This window comes from Larkinella ripae (assembly GCF_054780775.1).
Genome location: NZ_BAAGVR010000014.1, coordinates 325,073 through 343,150 on the forward strand (window position 1 = coordinate 325,073; position 18,078 = coordinate 343,150).

The window sequence follows — 18,078 nt, forward strand, 5'->3', positions numbered from 1 at the left end:
GGTCCGGAATCCGTTTAGCGTAAACAATGTAGATACATTAATTCACAACCAACTCACTATTTTATGGAAACCAATCAACAGGAACCAATCAAGCGGAGTGAATTTCTTCGGAGTCTGGGCATGAGCAGTGCCGCTTTGATGGCCTTTTATTGCATGGGTACCCTCACGTCCTGCTCGAAAGGGTCGGATGAGCCGGATCCCAATCCGGGCACCGGCGATAAGGTCGATTTCACCATTGATCTGAACAGCAGTGCCTATGCCAGCTTGAAGGATGCCACGAAGAAGTTTGTGTACAAGGATGATGTGCTGATTGCGCAGGTGAAAAGCGGGGGTTACGTGGCCCTGTCGAAAATCTGCACGCACGAAGGCAATCTGGTGACTTACCGCCCGGCCGACGATGATTTCTACTGCCCCAACCACGGTTCCGAATTCGATCAGACCGGCAAGGTGGTGGTACCGGCCGCTGCGAACCAGGCCAACCTCAAATCGTACAAAACGACCCTGACCGGAACCAGTCTGCGCGTTTTTGAAGGATAAGAACGGAACAACCTGTTTTACGTATCATTTTGACATCAGCCATGAAGCATCTGTTGATTATCTGCCTGTGTAGCCTGCTTTATCTGCCAGCCCGGGCGCAGGATTCGACCCGCACCAAAACCGTTACGCCGGCCGATACCAGCCTGAAAGCTCCGGCGGATGCCGATGATTTACTGGCCGAACTGGCGGATAGCTCGGCCGATGGACAGGATTTGCTCCCGAAGAAGATCATTTTCACGCAGCGGGCTTTCTGGGGACCCAAGGGCCTGCTGCGGCTCACGAATCTGGCTCCGTTAACGCCCGAAGGTCGCGCCAAGGAACTGAAGATTCGGCGGACGATGCTGGTGACACACCAGGTACTGGGATTTGCCACGCTGGCCGGTTTTGTGGCGCAGGGAATTCTGGGGTCGCGGCTTTACCGGGCCAAAGGGCTGGATTACATCCGCATCAAGGACCAGCACGAAACGATGGCGACGATCATCAACTACACCTACGGCGCCACGGCGCTGCTGTCGCTGACGGCCCCGCCCAAGTTACCGACCAGCAGCACCCGGCGTGGGTTCAGTTCGATTCAGCTGCACAAATACCTGGCGGTTGCGCACCTGGCGGGCATGGTGGCCACCAATATTCTGGCCCACCAAGTTTCCGAAAACGCCAGCCTGAAACCGTATCACCGCGCGGCTGCCTACACCACGTTTGCGTCGTTTGCCGCAGCCATTGTGATCATAAAGTTTTAATCATTCATCAACAAACTTCACCCTCTTGCCATGAAGACATTTTCAAATTCCCGGCTGACGGGCTGGATCTTGCTCGTCAGCGCAGGATTGGTGGCTTTTCACCAACCCCATTCCAACCCCGCTCCTACCAAACGGAAGCTGATGGCTGACCGGGCCAAATCAACGATTACCTACGCCATGACGCACCCCATGCACAGCTTCGAGGGTGTCAGCCGTGATGTAGCCTGCGTGGTTGTGCTCGACGATGCCAACAAGATCGAGAGCGTCGCGGCAGCCGCCAAACTTTCCAGTTTCGACAGCGATAACACCAACCGCGATTCGCACGCGCTGGAAAAAATGGAAGCGCTGAAATACCCCAAGGTGACCTTCACCAGCAACGACGTTCAGCAGGACGGCAACAGCCTGACGGTCAAAGGCAATCTGACGTTTCACGGCGTCACCAGGCCCGTCGTCATTCAGGCGACCCGGCAGGACGAGAACGCCCAGTTGACCATCAAAGGGAATCTGGAGATTAATTTATCGGATTATAAAATCGAAAAACCGTCGCTGATGATGGTTCCGGTCGATGAAAAAGTGCGCTTGAAGCTGCAAATGGTTTTCAAGGATACCAATTCGTAAAAACCGCGCTCACCGCCGTGGAGCTCTAAAACCGCTGCGGTGAGCGCCTGAATTAGACTCCCTGCTGATAAAGCAAAAACAAAAAGACGTAGAGCCACAGGACGTCGACAAAATGCCAGTACAGCGTGATCAGGTCAATTTTCAGCCGGTTCGGCGGATTAACGCTGTAGACAAAAGCCTCCACGTACGGAATCCGGCGCATCGCTTCCGCAAACGCGATGCCCAGCAGAACCAGGCCCAGCAAAATGTGCAGTAAATGCAGCCCGGACAGCAGAAAGAGAAAACTGCCCGACGGATTGGTTTGCAAATAAACGCCTTTCAGCATCAGTTCCCGCCAGCCCAGCACCTGCAAAACCGTAAACAAAGTCCCCAGAAAAACCGTCGTGCCCAGGTAGAGCCGGTATTGGGTAAACCGCTCGTGCCGGAAAGCGCCGTTGGCAATGTGCAACGACAGGCTGCTGGCGATAATGACGCCCGTGCTGGCCAGAAAAACCGTCGGCATGGGAATGCTCCGCCAGTCATGGCCAATTTTCCGAACCACGTAGGTTACCAGAAGCACGGTAAACAGAAACAGACTTCCCAGCATACACAGCCAGAGCATGAAGCGCTTGGGCTCCCGGCGACGCAGCATAAAATTTTTCCGGCGACGGGTTTCCATTGGATAACGTACTTGCGGGATTTAGGGTCTGATTGCCAAACGCAAACCACTCCGAAATGGTTTGGCGGCCCGGGGGCCTGACAAAAAAAATTACTATTCAGCCCGCTGAAAAAAACCGCCCTGTTTGCTTAAAAGTAGTCAAAAAACCGGAACAGTGTCTGACCGCTGAATCACTTATTACCGTATGTACGACTGTTGATTCATAGGCAAAAAAATCCTGTTTGTTAAGCGTTTTTACCTACTAATTGGACAAAAGCAAGTCCAAATTGTATAACCGAATACTAAGTTAAAGTAACTTTCGGTTTTGCGGCCCAGTTTTTGTTGCCTATCTTTCCGAAATATTAAGATTCTTCTATTTTTCTGGCTCTGGCTGAGGTGCTTATCATATTCATTCAACTCTTCATTCTATGCTCAACTCCTTTACTTCACGTACGTGTGCTGTTCTGATATTGTCTGTATTTCTATCGCTGATAGGATACGGGCAGGTGGGAATTAATATGGAAGACAAGGATTACATTAATTCGGCTACCCCAACTCCCAACCCTGCCGTCACATTCAAAGCCGCCACCAGTATTGTCTTCGATAACGCCGGTAACCTGTACGTAGCCTGCCGCTACGGCCTGGTTTACCGCATCAAGCGCGGAGAAACCAAACCCACCGTCATTCTCGACATTCAGGAAGAAGTGGCCGGTTATGGCGACCACGGGTTGCTGGGCATGACCCTCGACCGCGACTTTTTGAACAACAACCGGTTTTATGTCTACTACATGGTTGATATGTACTGGTACGAAAATTTCGGCAAACCCGGTTATCAGCCCAACAAAACGACCGAAGATGTTACCACCATCGGCCGGCTTACGCGCTACACCGTCAATCCCGGCAATGAATACAAAGCGGACCCGGCCAGCCGGAAGATCCTGATCGGTGAAACCCTGGAAAATGGCATCCCGATTGTGACGCTTTCGCACGCGGGAGGTGGTCTGGTAACCGGCGCGGATGGCAGCCTTCTCCTGGGAACGGGCGATGGGTCCAGCTTTATCGAAGTAGACATTGGCTGTAATGCCACGACCTGGTACCGCGAAGCCATCGACAAAAAAATCATCAAAACCGTCCCCTCTGAAGGCTACGGCGGCTGTAACTCCTACGACAAAAATAAAATTTCGGAAAACATCGGGGCGTATCGATCGCAGGCGTTGTTCTCGCTTTGCGGTAAAATTCTCCGGATCAACCCCGAAAACGGCGACGGTTATCCGTCAAATCCTTTTTTCAAGGGTGGGGATTTGAAAGAGGCCCAAAACCGGGTTTACGCCCTGGGATTCCGGCAGGCATTCCGGATGTCGGTGCGGCCCAAAACCGGCGATTCCAATCCCAACAACGGAAATCCGGGCGTGCTCTACGTCGGGGATGTCGGTTTTTCGTCCTGGGAAGAACTCAACGTCGTGTCGGCTCCCGGCCAGAATTTTGGCTGGCCCTACTACGAAGGCCACAGCCAGGGCCGGTTGGGTTACTGGAAAAGCGAAGCCTTCAAACCGGCGAATCCGATCAAACCCCGGATTCAGTACCGCGAAAACAAGAACACCGAAATCATTCAGGGCAACGCGGTTACGAGCGCCGACAAACGCCCGCTGGAAGGCAACTGCATCGTCGGTGGCGTCTGGCACGAAGGCGGGGGCAACTACCCGAAAGAGTTGCAGGATACGTATTATTTCGCCGACTACGGCAGCGGCTGGATTGCCGGGGCGCGTTTCGGCCACGACGAAAGTCCGGAGTCGAACAGCCTCTTCAAGATGACCAACAAAATGGTGGTAACGGAATATTCCGACCGGATTGTGGGCATGGCGTTCAATCCGTACGACCGGAACATTTATTATGTTACGCTGGGTGAAAAATCGCTGGTTCGCCAGCTGGCGTTCACGACGAACCAGCCCCCGACCGCGGTGATCGCCAAAGACCAATCGTACGGCAGCAGCCCGTTGACCATTAATTTTTCGGCGAAAGATTCGTACGACCCGGAAGGAACTCCGCTCAGCTACGAGTGGAATTTTGGCGATGGCAGCTCCATCAACCGGACGATGAATCCGCCCGCCAAAACGTTTACGAACGGGGGACAAAAAACCTACAATGTTTCCCTGAAAGTGACGGATGGCCAGGGCAAAAGCCACACGGCCCAAACCGTTGTTTCGCTCAATAACACGCCCCCGGTCGTTCAGTCGACTTCCGTAGACGGTTACAACCAGATTTCCCTGCCCCAGACCATCAACCTGAATGCGACCGCAACGGATGCGCAGACGCCCTCCGATCAGTTGAAATACCAGTGGACGGTTTACCTGTACCACAATGACCACCGGCACGCGGTCTCTATTATCAACGACCGGGGCGGCACGGTCAACCTGCTGGAAGGGAATTGCGACGGCGAAGCCAGTTACTGGTACGGGCTTGAACTTAATGTTACTGACGGTGGCGGTTTGACGACCACCTACACCAAATACATTTACCTGACGTGTTCGGGCCAGCAGCAAACGATTACCTTTAATCCGATAGCGGACAAAACTCCCACAACTGCGGCTTTCCGGCCACCGGTTTCGTCTTCGTCGGGTTTGCCGGTCACTTTGTTTTCAGTCAACGGTCCTGCCACCATTGAAAACGGTCAGGTGAAACTGACCGGCGGGATTGGCCTCGTCACGATCCGGGCCACCCAGCACGGCAACGGCCAGTACAAGTACGCCCAGCCGGTCGAACGGTCGTTTATGGTGACCAACAACGCCCCTTCGACGCCTGATACGCAGGCACCGACGGCGCCCAGTGGTCTGGCGGCTTCCAACATTACTCCCAACTCGCTGCAACTCAACTGGAATGCGTCCTCCGATAACGTGGGCGTAACGGGATACGACGTTTACCGCGATGGGAACAAGATCAACACCAATAGTGTCAACGGAACCACGTTTGCGGTTACGGGCTTAAGCCCGAACACCACCTACGCCTTTGTGGTGGTGGCCCGGGATGCGGCTTTGAATAGCTCCGGAAACAGCAACACGGCCAACGCCAAAACCCTGGAAGCTCCGGTGGGCAACCAACCGCCAGTGGCTCCGGCGGTTTCGCCTTTGACGGCATCGGTCAACGCAGCGTATAGTATGCAACTGCCGGTTTTCACCGATGCCAACAACGATGCGCTGACCTACACGCTGAGCGGTTTACCGGCGGGCCTGTCGTTCACGGCAGCAAACCGCACCATTTCGGGCACACCGACCCAGCAAGGCAGCTTTACGCTGACCTACTCGGCCACCGACGGATCGCTCAAAACCGATCTGGCCATTGCACTGGCCGTTGCGGCTGGCGGAACCGGCCCGGTAGTTACGGGCAACTTTGAAGGGTACCTGGATCAGGTCAATTGCACTAGTTTTTCAGGTTGGGTCTGGGATCGCAACAAACCGAACACCCCGGTCACGGTCGAGTTTCTGGCGGGTACGGCGGTCGCTACGGCGGTTTCAATTGGCTCAACCTCCGCCGACATTTTCCGGCAGGATTTACAAAAAGCGGGCAAAGGCAACGGCGCCCACGGGTACAGTTTCGCGGTTCCCGAAAGTATCAAAAACAACCAAACACAGACCATCTGGGGGCGGGTGCTCAACTCGACTTTCGTGCTGACCTGGTCACCGAAAACGATCACCTGTGAAGGAACCGGCGTACCGCCCACCAACCTGCCACCAGTCGCTCCCGCGGCTCCAACGCTGACGGCCACGGTCAACAGCGCCTACAGCAACCAACTGCCGGTGTTCACGGATGCCAACAATGATGCGCTGACCTACACGCTGAGCGGCTTGCCCGCCGGTCTTTCTTTCAATGCGGCCAACCGGACCATTTCAGGCACGCCCACCGGGGCGGGCGGCTCGACGCTGACCTACTCGGCCACCGATGGCAAGAGTGCCGCTGTCTCCATCAGCATCACCCTGACGGTCAACACTGCTACACCGGGCAACCAGCCGCCCGTCGCCCCCACGGTTTCACTGCCAACGGGCACGATCAATGCAGCCTACAGCACCACCCTGCCGGTGTTCACCGATGCCAACAACGATGCGCTGACCTACACACTGAGCGGACTGCCAACGGGCTTGTCGTTCAACGCCAGCAACCGCACGATTTCGGGCACCCCCACCCAGCAGGGCAGCTTCCCGCTGGTCTACTCAGCCAACGACGGCACGCTCAAAACCGACCTGAACCTGACGCTGACGGTCAACGGGGGCACCACCGCACCAGCCGCCAACTTTGATGGTTACCTAACCCAGGAAGTCAACTGCAACACGCTTTCGGGCTGGGCCTATGACCGCACCCGCCCCAATGCCCATGTGTTCATCGAGTTCTTCGACGGCCCATCCATTGACGCGGGCCGAGCACTGGGGTCGATCGAGGCTGGTGACTTCCGCCAGCACCTGAAGGATGCGGGCAAGGGCAACGGCGAACACTGGTACGATTTCCCCATCCCCGATCAGATCAAGGATGGTCAGAATCACACCATCTGGGCCCGGGTGCAGGGATCAACTTACGTGCTCAAGTGGGCCCCCAAAACCATCAACTGTGCCGGAACCGGGGTGCCACCGACCAACCAGCCGCCAGTCGCTCCTGCGGCTCCCACGCTGACGGCCACCGCTAACACCACTTACAGCCAGCAATTACCGGTGTTCACGGATGCCAACAATGATGCGCTGACCTACACGCTGAGCGGCTTGCCCGCCGGTTTAAGCTTCAACGCGGCCAACCGGACGATCTCAGGCACACCCACCGGGGCGGGGGGTTCAACGCTGACCTACTCGGCCACCGATGGCAAGAGTGCCGCTGTCTCCATCAGCATCACCCTGACGGTCAATACTGCTACGCCGGGCAACCAGCCGCCCATCGCGCCCACAGTTTCAATGCCAACGGCCACGATCAATGCAGCCTACAGCAACCAACTGCCGGTGTTCACCGATGCTAATAACGATGCGCTGACCTACACACTGAGCGGACTGCCAACGGGCTTGTCGTTCAACGCCAGCAACCGGACCATTTCGGGCACGCCCACCCAGCAGGGCAGCTTCCCGCTGGTGTACTCGGCCAACGACGGCACGCTCAAAACCGACCTGAACCTGACGCTGACGGTCAACGGGGGCACCACCGCACCAGCCGCCAACTTCGATGGTTACCTGACTCAGGAAGTCAACTGCAACACGCTCTCGGGCTGGGCTTACGACCGCACCCGCCCCAATGCCCATGTGTTCATCGAGTTCTTTGACGGCCCATCCATTGACGCGGGCCGAGCACTGGGGTCGATCGAGGCTGGTGACTTCCGCCAACACCTGAAGGATGCGGGCAAGGGCAACGGCGAACACTGGTACGATTTCCCCATCCCCGACCAGATCAAGGATGGTCAGAATCACACCATCTGGGCCCGGGTGCAGGGATCAACCTACGTGCTCAAGTGGGCCCCCAAAACCATCAATTGTGCCGGAACCGGGGTGCCACCGACCAACCAGCCGCCAGTGGCCCCCGCGGCTCCGACGCTGACGGCCACGGTCAACACCGCCTACAGCCAGCAATTACCGGTTTTCACGGACCCGAACAGCGATGCGCTGACCTACACGCTGAGCGGTTTACCCGCCGGCCTGTCCTTCAACGCGGCCAACCGGACGATCTCAGGCACACCCACCGGGGCGGGGGGGTCAACGCTGACCTACTCGGCCACCGATGGCAAGAGTGCCGCTGTCTCCATCAGCATTCCGCTGACGGTCAATACTGCTACGCCGGGCAACCAGCCACCGGTCGCTCCTGCGGCTCCGACGCTGACGGCCACGGTCAACACGGCCTACAACACCACCCTGCCGGTGTTCACCGATCCGAACGGGGATGCGTTGACCTATACGCTGAGCGGTTTGCCCGCCGGCTTAGGCTTCAACGCCAGCACCCGGGTGATCGACGGAACGCCCACGGCCAGTGGGACCTTTAATCTGACCTACGCAGCCACCGACGGCAAGAGCAGCCCCGTCACCAGAGCCGTCACCCTGACGGTCAATGGCACTAGCACCCCAGGCAATGGCAGCAGCGGTCCAGGTAACTACGACGGGTATCTGGATATAGTCAACTGCAGCAGTATTCAGGGGTGGGTCTGGAATCGCGATAAGCCTAATACCGTTGTTACCGTCGAATTTCTGGATGGTGGCACGGTGATTGGCCAGGTGGATGCCAACATTGATCGGGAGGATCTGAAGAAGGCGGGCAAAGGCAACGGGGTCCACGGCTACAATTTCACGGTGCCGTCTTCGCTCAAGGATGGTCAGTCCCACACGATCAGCGGTCGGGTGCCGGGCAGCGGCTTCACGCTGAAAGGATCCCCCAAAACGCTGACCTGCCCCAACGGAAGCCGGCAAGGCAGTCCCGAAAGCGCCGAAATCAGCCTGGAGCTGAGCGTCAGCCCGAACCCCAGCCGGGGCCGGGTCGAAATCAGCTACCGGGTCAACGCCGGTCAACGGGCCGACTTGCAGGTGGTCGATATGGTAGGTCGGTCGATCTGGCAAAAACCGACGATCGGCACCGGAAATGTTGAACGTGAAACGGTGGATTTGAGTACGGCCGGGGCCAGCTTGTACTTAATTCAGTTGCAAACGGTTAAGCAGGTTGTTACCAAACGATTGCTGATTAATCGCTGATCCGATGCCATCAACAAAGAACCCGCCAGTAGTCGTTGCGGGTTCTTTGTTGATGGGACGGGTGGGCGCAAAAGGCGGTTATAACACCTTTTGCCAGACCTGATAAGCCTGAAAATGATCCGGTAAGGGCACCACTTGCTCAAAAAGGCCATAAATAGTGGAGCCGGAACCGCTCATGCTGGCGTATACGGCGCCCATCTGGTATAGTTCTTGTTTAACTTTATCCAAAATTGGATACATTTTGAAAAGGTGATTTTCAAAGTCGTTCCGGACCGTTTCCCGCCAGCCCGAAACGGGGTTTTGCAGGAGCTCGCGCAGCGACACAGGCGGTTTTTGCGGACGAACACCGCCGTAAGCTTCCGCCGTCGAAATGGCCAGATTCGGGTAAACCAGAACAATCGTGTAGCCGCTTAGGGATAATTCAATGTCTTCAAACTGATCGCCTTTTTCAACGCAATACACCGGACGGTTCTGGATAAAAAAAGCACAGTCGCTTCCCAGCTGGCGGGCATACGTCTCTAGTTGCTCTACCGATAACGCTAACGTAAACAGCTCATTCAAAAGACGTAATGTAAACGAAGCATCGGCTGACCCACCCCCCAGACCAGCCCCAATCGGAATCAGTTTGTGCAGATACATCCGGACGGGCGGCAGGTCAAAATCAGTTTGAAGCAGTTCGTAGGCCCGCAGACAGAGGTTGGTATGGGCCGGGCCCGGAATGCTGGTGCCGCCCATTTCAAACGAAGTTTGGGGCGCCGGAATAATCTCCAGCAGGTCATTCAGCGGAACCGGATAAAAGCAGGATTCGAGAGTATGAAAACCGTCCGACCGTTTTTCGGTGATCTGTAAACCGATGTTAATTTTGGCATTGGGGAAACGAATCATTCCAGTTAGACTAGGTCCTTTTAATAATTTTTTCAGAACAAATGAATACGTATTTTGTTGCCAATTATTTTGATTATCAACGCATTAGCTTTTACCGTTCAGTAAAACCATTACCGTTCAAATTGAAGGCATTTGCATTTTTCTTATATTTCTTGCGAAGTTTCGCAACGAAACTCAAAATTTCAGGCACTAAATATACTGTTCTTAGTCCGGTAAAAACCGTCCTATCCCCTGAAATGGCTTTATTCTATCCCATCTCGTCCCGTTAATGTGAGTAAGATCTGCGCTGAGTGGCCACATCAATGTAAATTTTATCTTATGACAAATCTTTGTACCCAACTCAAATCCTACGCCCTCGTTTTCACACTCCTGGTGTGTTTTGTCACCAACTCCTACAGCCAGTACAAACCCGGTTTTTCTGAGGAAGTTTACGCAAACGATTTATCCGGTGCCGTTGGGCTTACCTTCGACAAAAACGGCGGTATGTATGTTTGGACCATCGACGGCCGGGTGTACCGGGTCGATCCGCAAACCAAACAACGATCCCAGTTGCTGGATATCTCCGGTGAAATTGGTCGCTATGATGATTTCGGTTTGCTGGGGATGACGCTGGACAACAACTTCCTGAACAACGGCCGGTTTTATCTTTTTTATGTCATTAAATACGCGTCGGTCAAATGGCAGGGCACCTACGCCCGCGTCACCCGTTACGAAGCCAACAAGGACGACGGTTTTCGTTCCATTCGGGGCGACAGCCGAAAAATCCTGATCGGTGCGCCCGACCCGAACAACCCCAGCAAGGGCATTCCCGGCGATTGTATTCCGCTGACGTCCAACTCACACGCGGGGGGCGGGATTATGATGGGAACCGACGGCTCGCTGATCATCCCGACCGGCGACGGGGCCGCGGCCGCCTTCGACCAGGGGGGTTACTCCGAATCCTACTACAACCAATCCATTCAGAACGGTTTTATGACCGCGGCCGAGAACATTGGCAGCTACCGGTCACAGGTCAATTATTCTTTGTCGGGCAAAATTCTCCGGGTCAACCCCGAAAACGGTGACGGTTTACCGGGTAACCCCGATTATGACGGGGGCAACCCGCGGGCCATCAAAAGCCGGATCTATGCATCGGGCATGCGCCAGCCCTTCCGCGGGAACGTTCGCCCGAACACCGGCAGCACGGACATCAACGCCGGGAATCCGGGTGCTCTGTACGTTGGGGACGTCGGTTTTACAGACTGGGAAGAAATCAACGTCATCAAGAAAGGCGCCAACTACGGCTGGCCTTTCGAGGAAGGTCAGAATCCGTCGACTCGCCCGTACAACAAAACCGAGTACAAACCGGCGGGGGTTAATTTCACCAAACCGGTGGTTTCCTGGCGTTCGGGACCGGGGCAGATTAACCGCAACGGAACCATCACCGATAGCCGCAACACGGCTGCCGGTCAGCTACCCGGTTATTGTGCCGTTGGCGGAAGCTGGCACCCCGGCGGTGGTAACTACCCGGCCGAATACCAGAATGCGTATTATTTTGCCGATTTCAACGGCGGCTGGATTAGCAAAATGGCTTTCGACAGCGACAACCAGCCCCAGCCCGAAACCATCGGGAAAGTGCTGGACGGCGGTAGTTCCTACCAGTACATCACCTGCGTAGCGTTCAATCCGGTCGATAAAAACATGTATTACCTGCGCTATCCGGAAAACGGCGGGGAACGCGTGCGTCGGATGATCTACAACGGTGGAGCGGGCGGAAGCCCTCCGGTGTCCATTATTCTGTCGGACAAATCCAATGGCCCGAGCCCGCTGAACGTTAAATTTACCGGAAACACGTCGTACGATCCGGAAGGCAAAGCCCTGACGTATGCCTGGGATTTTGGCGATAACACGAGCAGTACGGCCGCCAATCCGGAAAAAACCTTTACCACCAATTCGACGACTTCAACGAATTACACCGTCAAACTGACCGTTACCGATCCGGACGGAAAAACCCACCAGACGCAGAAAGTCATTACGGTCAGCAGCGCCACCAATGCCGCCCCGGTTATTGTCAGTACCAGCATTGACAACCAGACGCAGATGGACCTGACCCAGATCCGGAACATCACGCTGTCGGCCGTCATTAATGACGAAACCCCGGCCAATCAGTTGAGCTACAAATGGACGGTTTCGCTGTTTCACAACGACCACCAGCACGATGATTTCATCAGCGACGGCCAGACGCCGGTGGCTTCGCTGCCACCCATCGGCTGTGACGGTACGCTGACCTACTGGTACGGTGTCAAACTGGAGGTAACCGATGCGGGCGGATTAAAAACCGAAACCATCCGGTATATCTACCCGAACTGCGACGGCAATTCGCAGACGATTACGCTCAACAACATCAGCGACCGGGCGCCCAATTCCCCGCCGTTCACGCCCGAAGCGTCGGCTTCGTCCGGAAAACCGGTCGTTTTCTACGTCATTGAAGGCCCTGCGGTCGTCGCGGAAGGCAAAGTGTTCCTGACGGGTCGTCTGGGAAAAGTGACCGTTCGGGCCGCCCAGCACGGTGGCGACGGTTTTAAACCCGCCCGCCCGGTTGAGAAATCGTTTAACGTGGTTTCCGACGCATCGGACAAACAACCGCCGACCGTTCCGACCAACCTGTCACTCAGCAACGTTACTCAAAACTCGATGCGGTTAACCTGGACGGCTTCGACCGACAACGTTAACGTTTCCGGGTATGAAGTCTACCGCAACAACGTCAAGATTGCTGATGTCAATTCCGGAACGACCTACAACGCCACGGGTCTGTCGTCGGGTACGGAATACTATTTCTTTGTTCGGGCCGTTGATCCGACGGGGAACATATCCCCCAACAGCAATACGGCGACGGAGACAACGTCCGGAACCACCGGCCCGCCGGTCAACCAGCCGCCGGTTGCGCCCTCCATCAACAACCTGACGGCCACCGTCAATACCAGCTTTAACACAACCCTGACGCCTTTCACCGATCCGGAAGGAGATGCCTTGACGTACACGCTGTCCGGCTTGCCCAACACGCTGACGTTCAACGCAGCCACCCGCGTGATCAGCGGAACACCGACGCAAAACGCCACGTATACCCTGACCTACACGGCCAATGACAACAAGAATCCGGCGGTTACGGCTACTTTTACCCTAACGGTTGGTACGAACACCGGTCCGGTTATTGTCGGCAATTTCGAAGGGTATCTGGATCAGGTCAATTGCAACGCCATTACGGGTTGGGTTTTCAACTACGATGCAGTCGATGCTCCCTACACCGTCGAATTCCTGGCGGCTACCGGCAGCAACCCCACGATTGAAAGTGCCACGAAAATCGGCACCACCGTTGCGAATATTTACCGGGATGATCTAAAAAAGGCGGGCAAAGGCAACGGCGCCCACGGGTACAGTTTCGCAGTTCCCAACAGCATCAAGAACAACCAGACGCAGACCATCTGGGGTCGGGTTGAAAATTCGACGTACGTGCTGATGTGGTCGCCCAAAACACTGACCTGCGAAGGTACGGGTGTGCCACCGGCCAACCAGCCGCCGGTCGCGCCCACGGTTTCGCCCCTGACGGCTACGGTCAATGTTGCTTACAGCCAGCAATTGCCGGTTTTCACGGATCCAAACAGTGATGCCTTGACGTACACGCTGAGCGGGTTGCCCGCCGGGCTTTCGTTCAACGCAGCCACCCGGACCATCTCAGGAACGCCTACCGCAACGGGTAATTCTACCCTGACGTATTCGGCCAATGACGGAAAGATCAAAACCGACCTGCCGGTTTCACTGGCGGTTGCGGCCGGCGGCAGCACCAATCCGGCGCCGGTTCCGCCGTCGGTTTCGCCCCTGACGGCCACCGTTAACATCGCTTACAGCCAGCAATTACCGGTTTTCACGGATTCCGAAACGCTGACGTATACGCTGGTCGGCTTGCCGGCCGGTTTATCGTTCAATGCGGCAAACCGCACGATTTCGGGCACCCCGACGCAACAGGGCAGCTTCCCGCTGACGTATTCGGCGGCTGACAGCCAGAAAAAAACCGATGTAACTATCACCCTGACGGTCAACGGAACACAGGTCGTTGTAGGAAATTTTGAAGGGTATCTGGACAACGTGAACTGCGGTGCGATTTCGGGTTGGGTCTGGGATCGGGATAAACCCAACACCCCGGTTACCGTTGAATTCCTGGACGGAGCGACGGCGGCTACGGCGGTTTCGATCGGTTCTATTTCGGCCGACATTTTTCGGCAGGATCTGCTCAATGCGAGCAAAGGCAACGGCGCCCACGGCTACAATTTCACGGTTCCCGAAAGCCTGAAAGACAACCAGACGCATACCATCTGGGGTCGGGTGCAGGGGTCGACCTACGTGCTGATGTGGTCACCGAAAACCTTGAAGTGTGAAGGAACCGGCGTGCCACCGACCAACCTGCCACCAGTCGCTCCCGCGGCTCCGACCCTGACGGCCACGGTCAACACCGCCTACAGCCAGCAATTACCGGTTTTCACGGACCCGAACAGCGATGCGTTGACTTACACGCTGAGCGGTTTGCCCGCCGGTTTAAGCTTCAACGCGGCCAACCGGACCATTTCAGGCACACCCACCGGGGCGGGGGGGTCAACGCTGACCTACTCGGCCACCGATGGCAAGAGTGCCGCTGTCTCCATCAGCATCACCCTGACGGTCAATACTGCTACGCCGGGCAACCAGCCGCCGGTGGCCCCCACGGTTTCACTGCCAACGGCCACCATCAATGCAGCCTACAGCAACCAACTGCCGGTGTTCACCGATGCTAATAACGATGCGCTGACCTACACGCTGAGCGGACTGCCAACGGGCTTGTCGTTCAATGCGGCAAACCGCACGATTTCGGGCACGCCCACCCAGCAGGGCAGCTTCCCGCTGGTGTACTCGGCCAACGACGGCACGCTCAAAACCGACCTGAATCTGACGCTGACGGTCAACGGGGGTGCTACCGCACCAGCCGCCAACTTCGATGGTTACCTGACTCAGGAAGTCAACTGCAACACGCTTTCGGGCTGGGCCTATGACCGCACCCGCCCCAATGCCCATGTGTTCATCGAGTTCTTCGACGGCCCATCCATTGACGCGGGCCGAGCGCTGGGGTCGATCGAGGCTGGTGACTTCCGCCAACACCTGAAGGATGCGGGCAAGGGCAATGGCGAACACTGGTATGATTTCCCCATCCCCGACCAGATCAAGGATGGTCAGAATCACACCATCTGGGCCCGGGTGCAGGGATCAACTTACGTGCTCAAGTGGGCACCGAAAACCATCAACTGTGCCGGAACTGGCGTACCGCCCACCAACCAGCCGCCGGTCGCTCCTGCGGCTCCAGCCCTGACCGCCACCGTCAACAGCGCTTATACTATCACCTTGCCGGTGTTTACCGATGCTAACAACGATGCGCTGACCTACACGTTGAGCGGTCTGCCCGCCGGTTTAGGCTTTAACGCCAGCACCCGGGTGATCGACGGGACGCCCACGGCCGCGGGCGGCTCGACGTTGACTTACTCGGCCACCGATGGCAAGAGTGCGGCCGTGAGTATCAGCATCACCCTGACGGTCAACACCACAGCACCGGGCAACCAGCCGCCGGTGGCTCCTGCGGCTCCAGTACTGACGGCCACGGTCAACGCGGTTTACAACACCACCCTGCCGGTGTTCACCGATCCGAACGGGGATGTGTTGACCTACACGCTGAGCGGTTTGCCCGCCGGCTTGGGCTTCAACGCCACGACCCGCGTGATCGACGGAACGCCCACAGCCGCGGGGGGGTCAACGCTGACCTACTCGGCTACTGATGGCAAAAGTGCCGCCGTGAGTATCAGCATCACCCTGACGGTTAATACTGCTACGCCGGGCAATCAGCCGCCGGTGGCCCCCACAGTTTCACTGCCAACGGGCACGATCAATGCAGCCTACAACACTAGCTTAGCCGTGTTTACGGATGCGGACGGCGATGCGCTGACCTACACGCTGAGCGGTTTACCCGCCGGTCTTTCGTTCAACGCGGCCAGCCGGACCATTTCGGGCACACCCACCCAGCAGGGCAGCTTCCCGCTGATCTACTCAGCCAATGACGGAGAGGCCAAAACCGACCTGAACCTGACGCTGACGGTCAACGGAGGAACTGTTGTTACGGGTGACTTTGAGGGGTATCTGACCCAGGAAGTCAATTGCAGTACCCTTTCGGGCTGGGTTTATGATCGGAACAAAGTAAACGCAAGTTTCACTGTTGAGTTCTTCGACGGCGCTTCGATTGCTTCCGGCACCCCGCTTGGATCTGTTGTTGCCAATGCTTTCCGCCAGCACCTGAAGGATGCGGGCAAGGGCAACGGCGAACACTGGTACGACTTCCCCATCCCCGACCAGATCAAGGATGGTCAGAATCACACCATCTGGGCCCGGGTGCAGGGATCAACCTACGTGCTCAAGTGGGCCCCCAAAACCATCAACTGTGCCGGAACCGGGGTGCCACCGACCAACCAGCCGCCCGTCGCTCCTGCGGCTCCCACGCTGACGGCCACCGCCAACACCGCCTACAGCAACCAACTGCCGATGTTCACGGATGCTAACAATGATGCGTTGACCTACACGCTGAGCGGCTTGCCCGCCGGTTTAGGCTTCAACGCGGCCAACCGGACCATTTCAGGCACACCCACCGGGGCGGGGGGGTCAACGCTGACCTACTCGGCCACCGATGGCAAGAGTGCGGCTGTCTCCATCAGCATCACCCTGACGGTCAATACTGCTACGCCGGGCAACCAGCCGCCGGTGGCCCCCACGGTTTCACTGCCAACGGGCACGGTCAACACGGCCTACAACACCACCCTGCCGGTTTTCACCGATCCGAACGGGGATATGTTGACCTATACGCTGAGCGGTTTGCCCGCCGGCTTGGGCTTCAACGCCAGCACCCGGGTGATCGACGGAACGCCCACGGCCAGTGGGACCTTTAATCTGACCTACGCAGCCACCGACGGCAAGAGCAGCCCCGTTACCAGAGCCATCACCCTGACGGTCAACACCAGCGGTGGTCCCGGCAATCCTCCCCCGACGGGAGGATTCAGCGGTCCGGGCAACTACGACGGGTATCTGGATGTGGTCAATTGCAGCAGCATTCAGGGTTGGGTTTGGGATCGCGATAAGCCTAATACCATCATTGCCCTGGAGTTCCTGGATGGGACGACGGTAATTGGCCAGGTGGATGCCAACATTGCCCGGCCTGACCTGCAATCGGCGGGCAAAGGCAACGGGGTCCACGGCTACAATTTCACGGTGCCGTCTTCGCTCAGGGATGGTCAGTCCCACACGATCAGCGGTCGGGTGCCGGGCAGCGGCTTCACCCTGAAAGGATCTCCCAAAACGCTGACCTGCCCCAATGGAGGTCGCGAGGCCGCCCCGGATGCCGAGTTGACTGCGGAATTAACGGTTAGCCCCAACCCCAGCAACGGTCGGTTTGTGATCAGCTACCGGCTGGCCGAACAGAAGAAAGCGCAATTGCAGGTGGTGGATGTGCTGGGCCGGATTATGTGGCAACAGTCCATCGTTGGTACGGGTCAGTCGCAGCAGAAAACCGTCGACCTGAGTGAAGGTGGAACCGGCATTCACTTTGTGCAACTGAAAACGACCGATCAGCAAATCATCAAACGCTTGTTGATCAACCGCTAAGCAATCAATTCAAAATAAAAAACCGCAGACGGGTTGTCTGCGGTTTTTTTTGTGTGAATACAGTAGTAATAATCGGGGTTTAGAAACGCTTTCCCCCGAAACCGGGTTCGCAAAGCCAGAAAACCGCATCGTACGAACTTCGGTCCTGTTCAGGAAACGCCGGCGGTTTAGACGAGTTATGGCCAAAAAACGGGTTTGGAACCCTCACGGGCCGGTTCAGCGACGGAAAGACAAGTTGAAAAGCGTATGGATCGACAAGCGT

At 56.6% G+C, this 18,078-nt stretch carries 7 protein-coding genes; 5 read left to right on the top strand and 2 right to left on the bottom strand.

Features of this window, described 5'->3' with window-relative positions; translation table 11 throughout:
* Positions 1-63 precede the first annotated feature (63 nt).
* The 3 genes from ACYVHX_RS08200 to ACYVHX_RS08210 are packed head-to-tail and all read left to right on the top strand — an operon-like array spanning position 64 to position 1,892.
* Positions 64-537, top strand: coding sequence for a QcrA and Rieske domain-containing protein (locus ACYVHX_RS08200; RefSeq protein ID WP_460671148.1), 474 nt, complete (start codon positions 64-66; stop codon positions 535-537).
* Positions 538-578: 41 nt separating this feature from the next.
* Positions 579-1,274 (top strand): hypothetical protein, encoded by a 696-nt coding sequence (locus ACYVHX_RS08205; protein ID WP_460671149.1) that lies wholly within the window; start codon positions 579-581, stop codon positions 1,272-1,274.
* Positions 1,275-1,304: 30 nt separating this feature from the next.
* Entirely contained in the window at positions 1,305-1,892 is a 588-nt protein-coding gene (locus tag ACYVHX_RS08210) for a YceI family protein (RefSeq protein ID WP_460671150.1), read from the top strand.
* A gap of 52 nt (positions 1,893-1,944) precedes the next feature.
* Here ACYVHX_RS08210 and ACYVHX_RS08215 read toward each other — a convergent pair whose 3' ends face one another.
* Positions 1,945-2,550 carry a cytochrome c oxidase subunit 3 gene (locus ACYVHX_RS08215; RefSeq protein WP_460671151.1) on the bottom strand — a complete coding sequence of 202 codons (606 nt, stop codon included), beginning with the start codon at positions 2,548-2,550 and terminating at the stop codon, positions 1,945-1,947.
* 449 nt (positions 2,551-2,999) lie between these two features.
* Here ACYVHX_RS08215 and ACYVHX_RS08220 point away from each other — a divergent pair, with 449 nt between their 5' ends.
* Positions 3,000-9,227 (top strand): putative Ig domain-containing protein, encoded by a 6,228-nt coding sequence (locus ACYVHX_RS08220; protein WP_460671152.1) that lies wholly within the window; start codon positions 3,000-3,002, stop codon positions 9,225-9,227.
* A 78-nt stretch (positions 9,228-9,305) separates the two neighbouring features.
* On the opposite strand, the gene ispE is transcribed toward ACYVHX_RS08220, so the two are convergent.
* Positions 9,306-10,112 (bottom strand): 4-(cytidine 5'-diphospho)-2-C-methyl-D-erythritol kinase, encoded by an 807-nt coding sequence (gene ispE, locus ACYVHX_RS08225; protein WP_460671153.1) that lies wholly within the window; start codon positions 10,110-10,112, stop codon positions 9,306-9,308.
* Between the two features lie 318 nt (positions 10,113-10,430).
* Here ispE and ACYVHX_RS08230 point away from each other — a divergent pair, with 318 nt between their 5' ends.
* Positions 10,431-17,816, top strand: a complete 7,386-nt coding sequence (locus ACYVHX_RS08230; protein ID WP_460671154.1) for a putative Ig domain-containing protein — start codon at positions 10,431-10,433, stop codon at positions 17,814-17,816.
* Positions 17,817-18,078 lie beyond the last annotated feature (262 nt).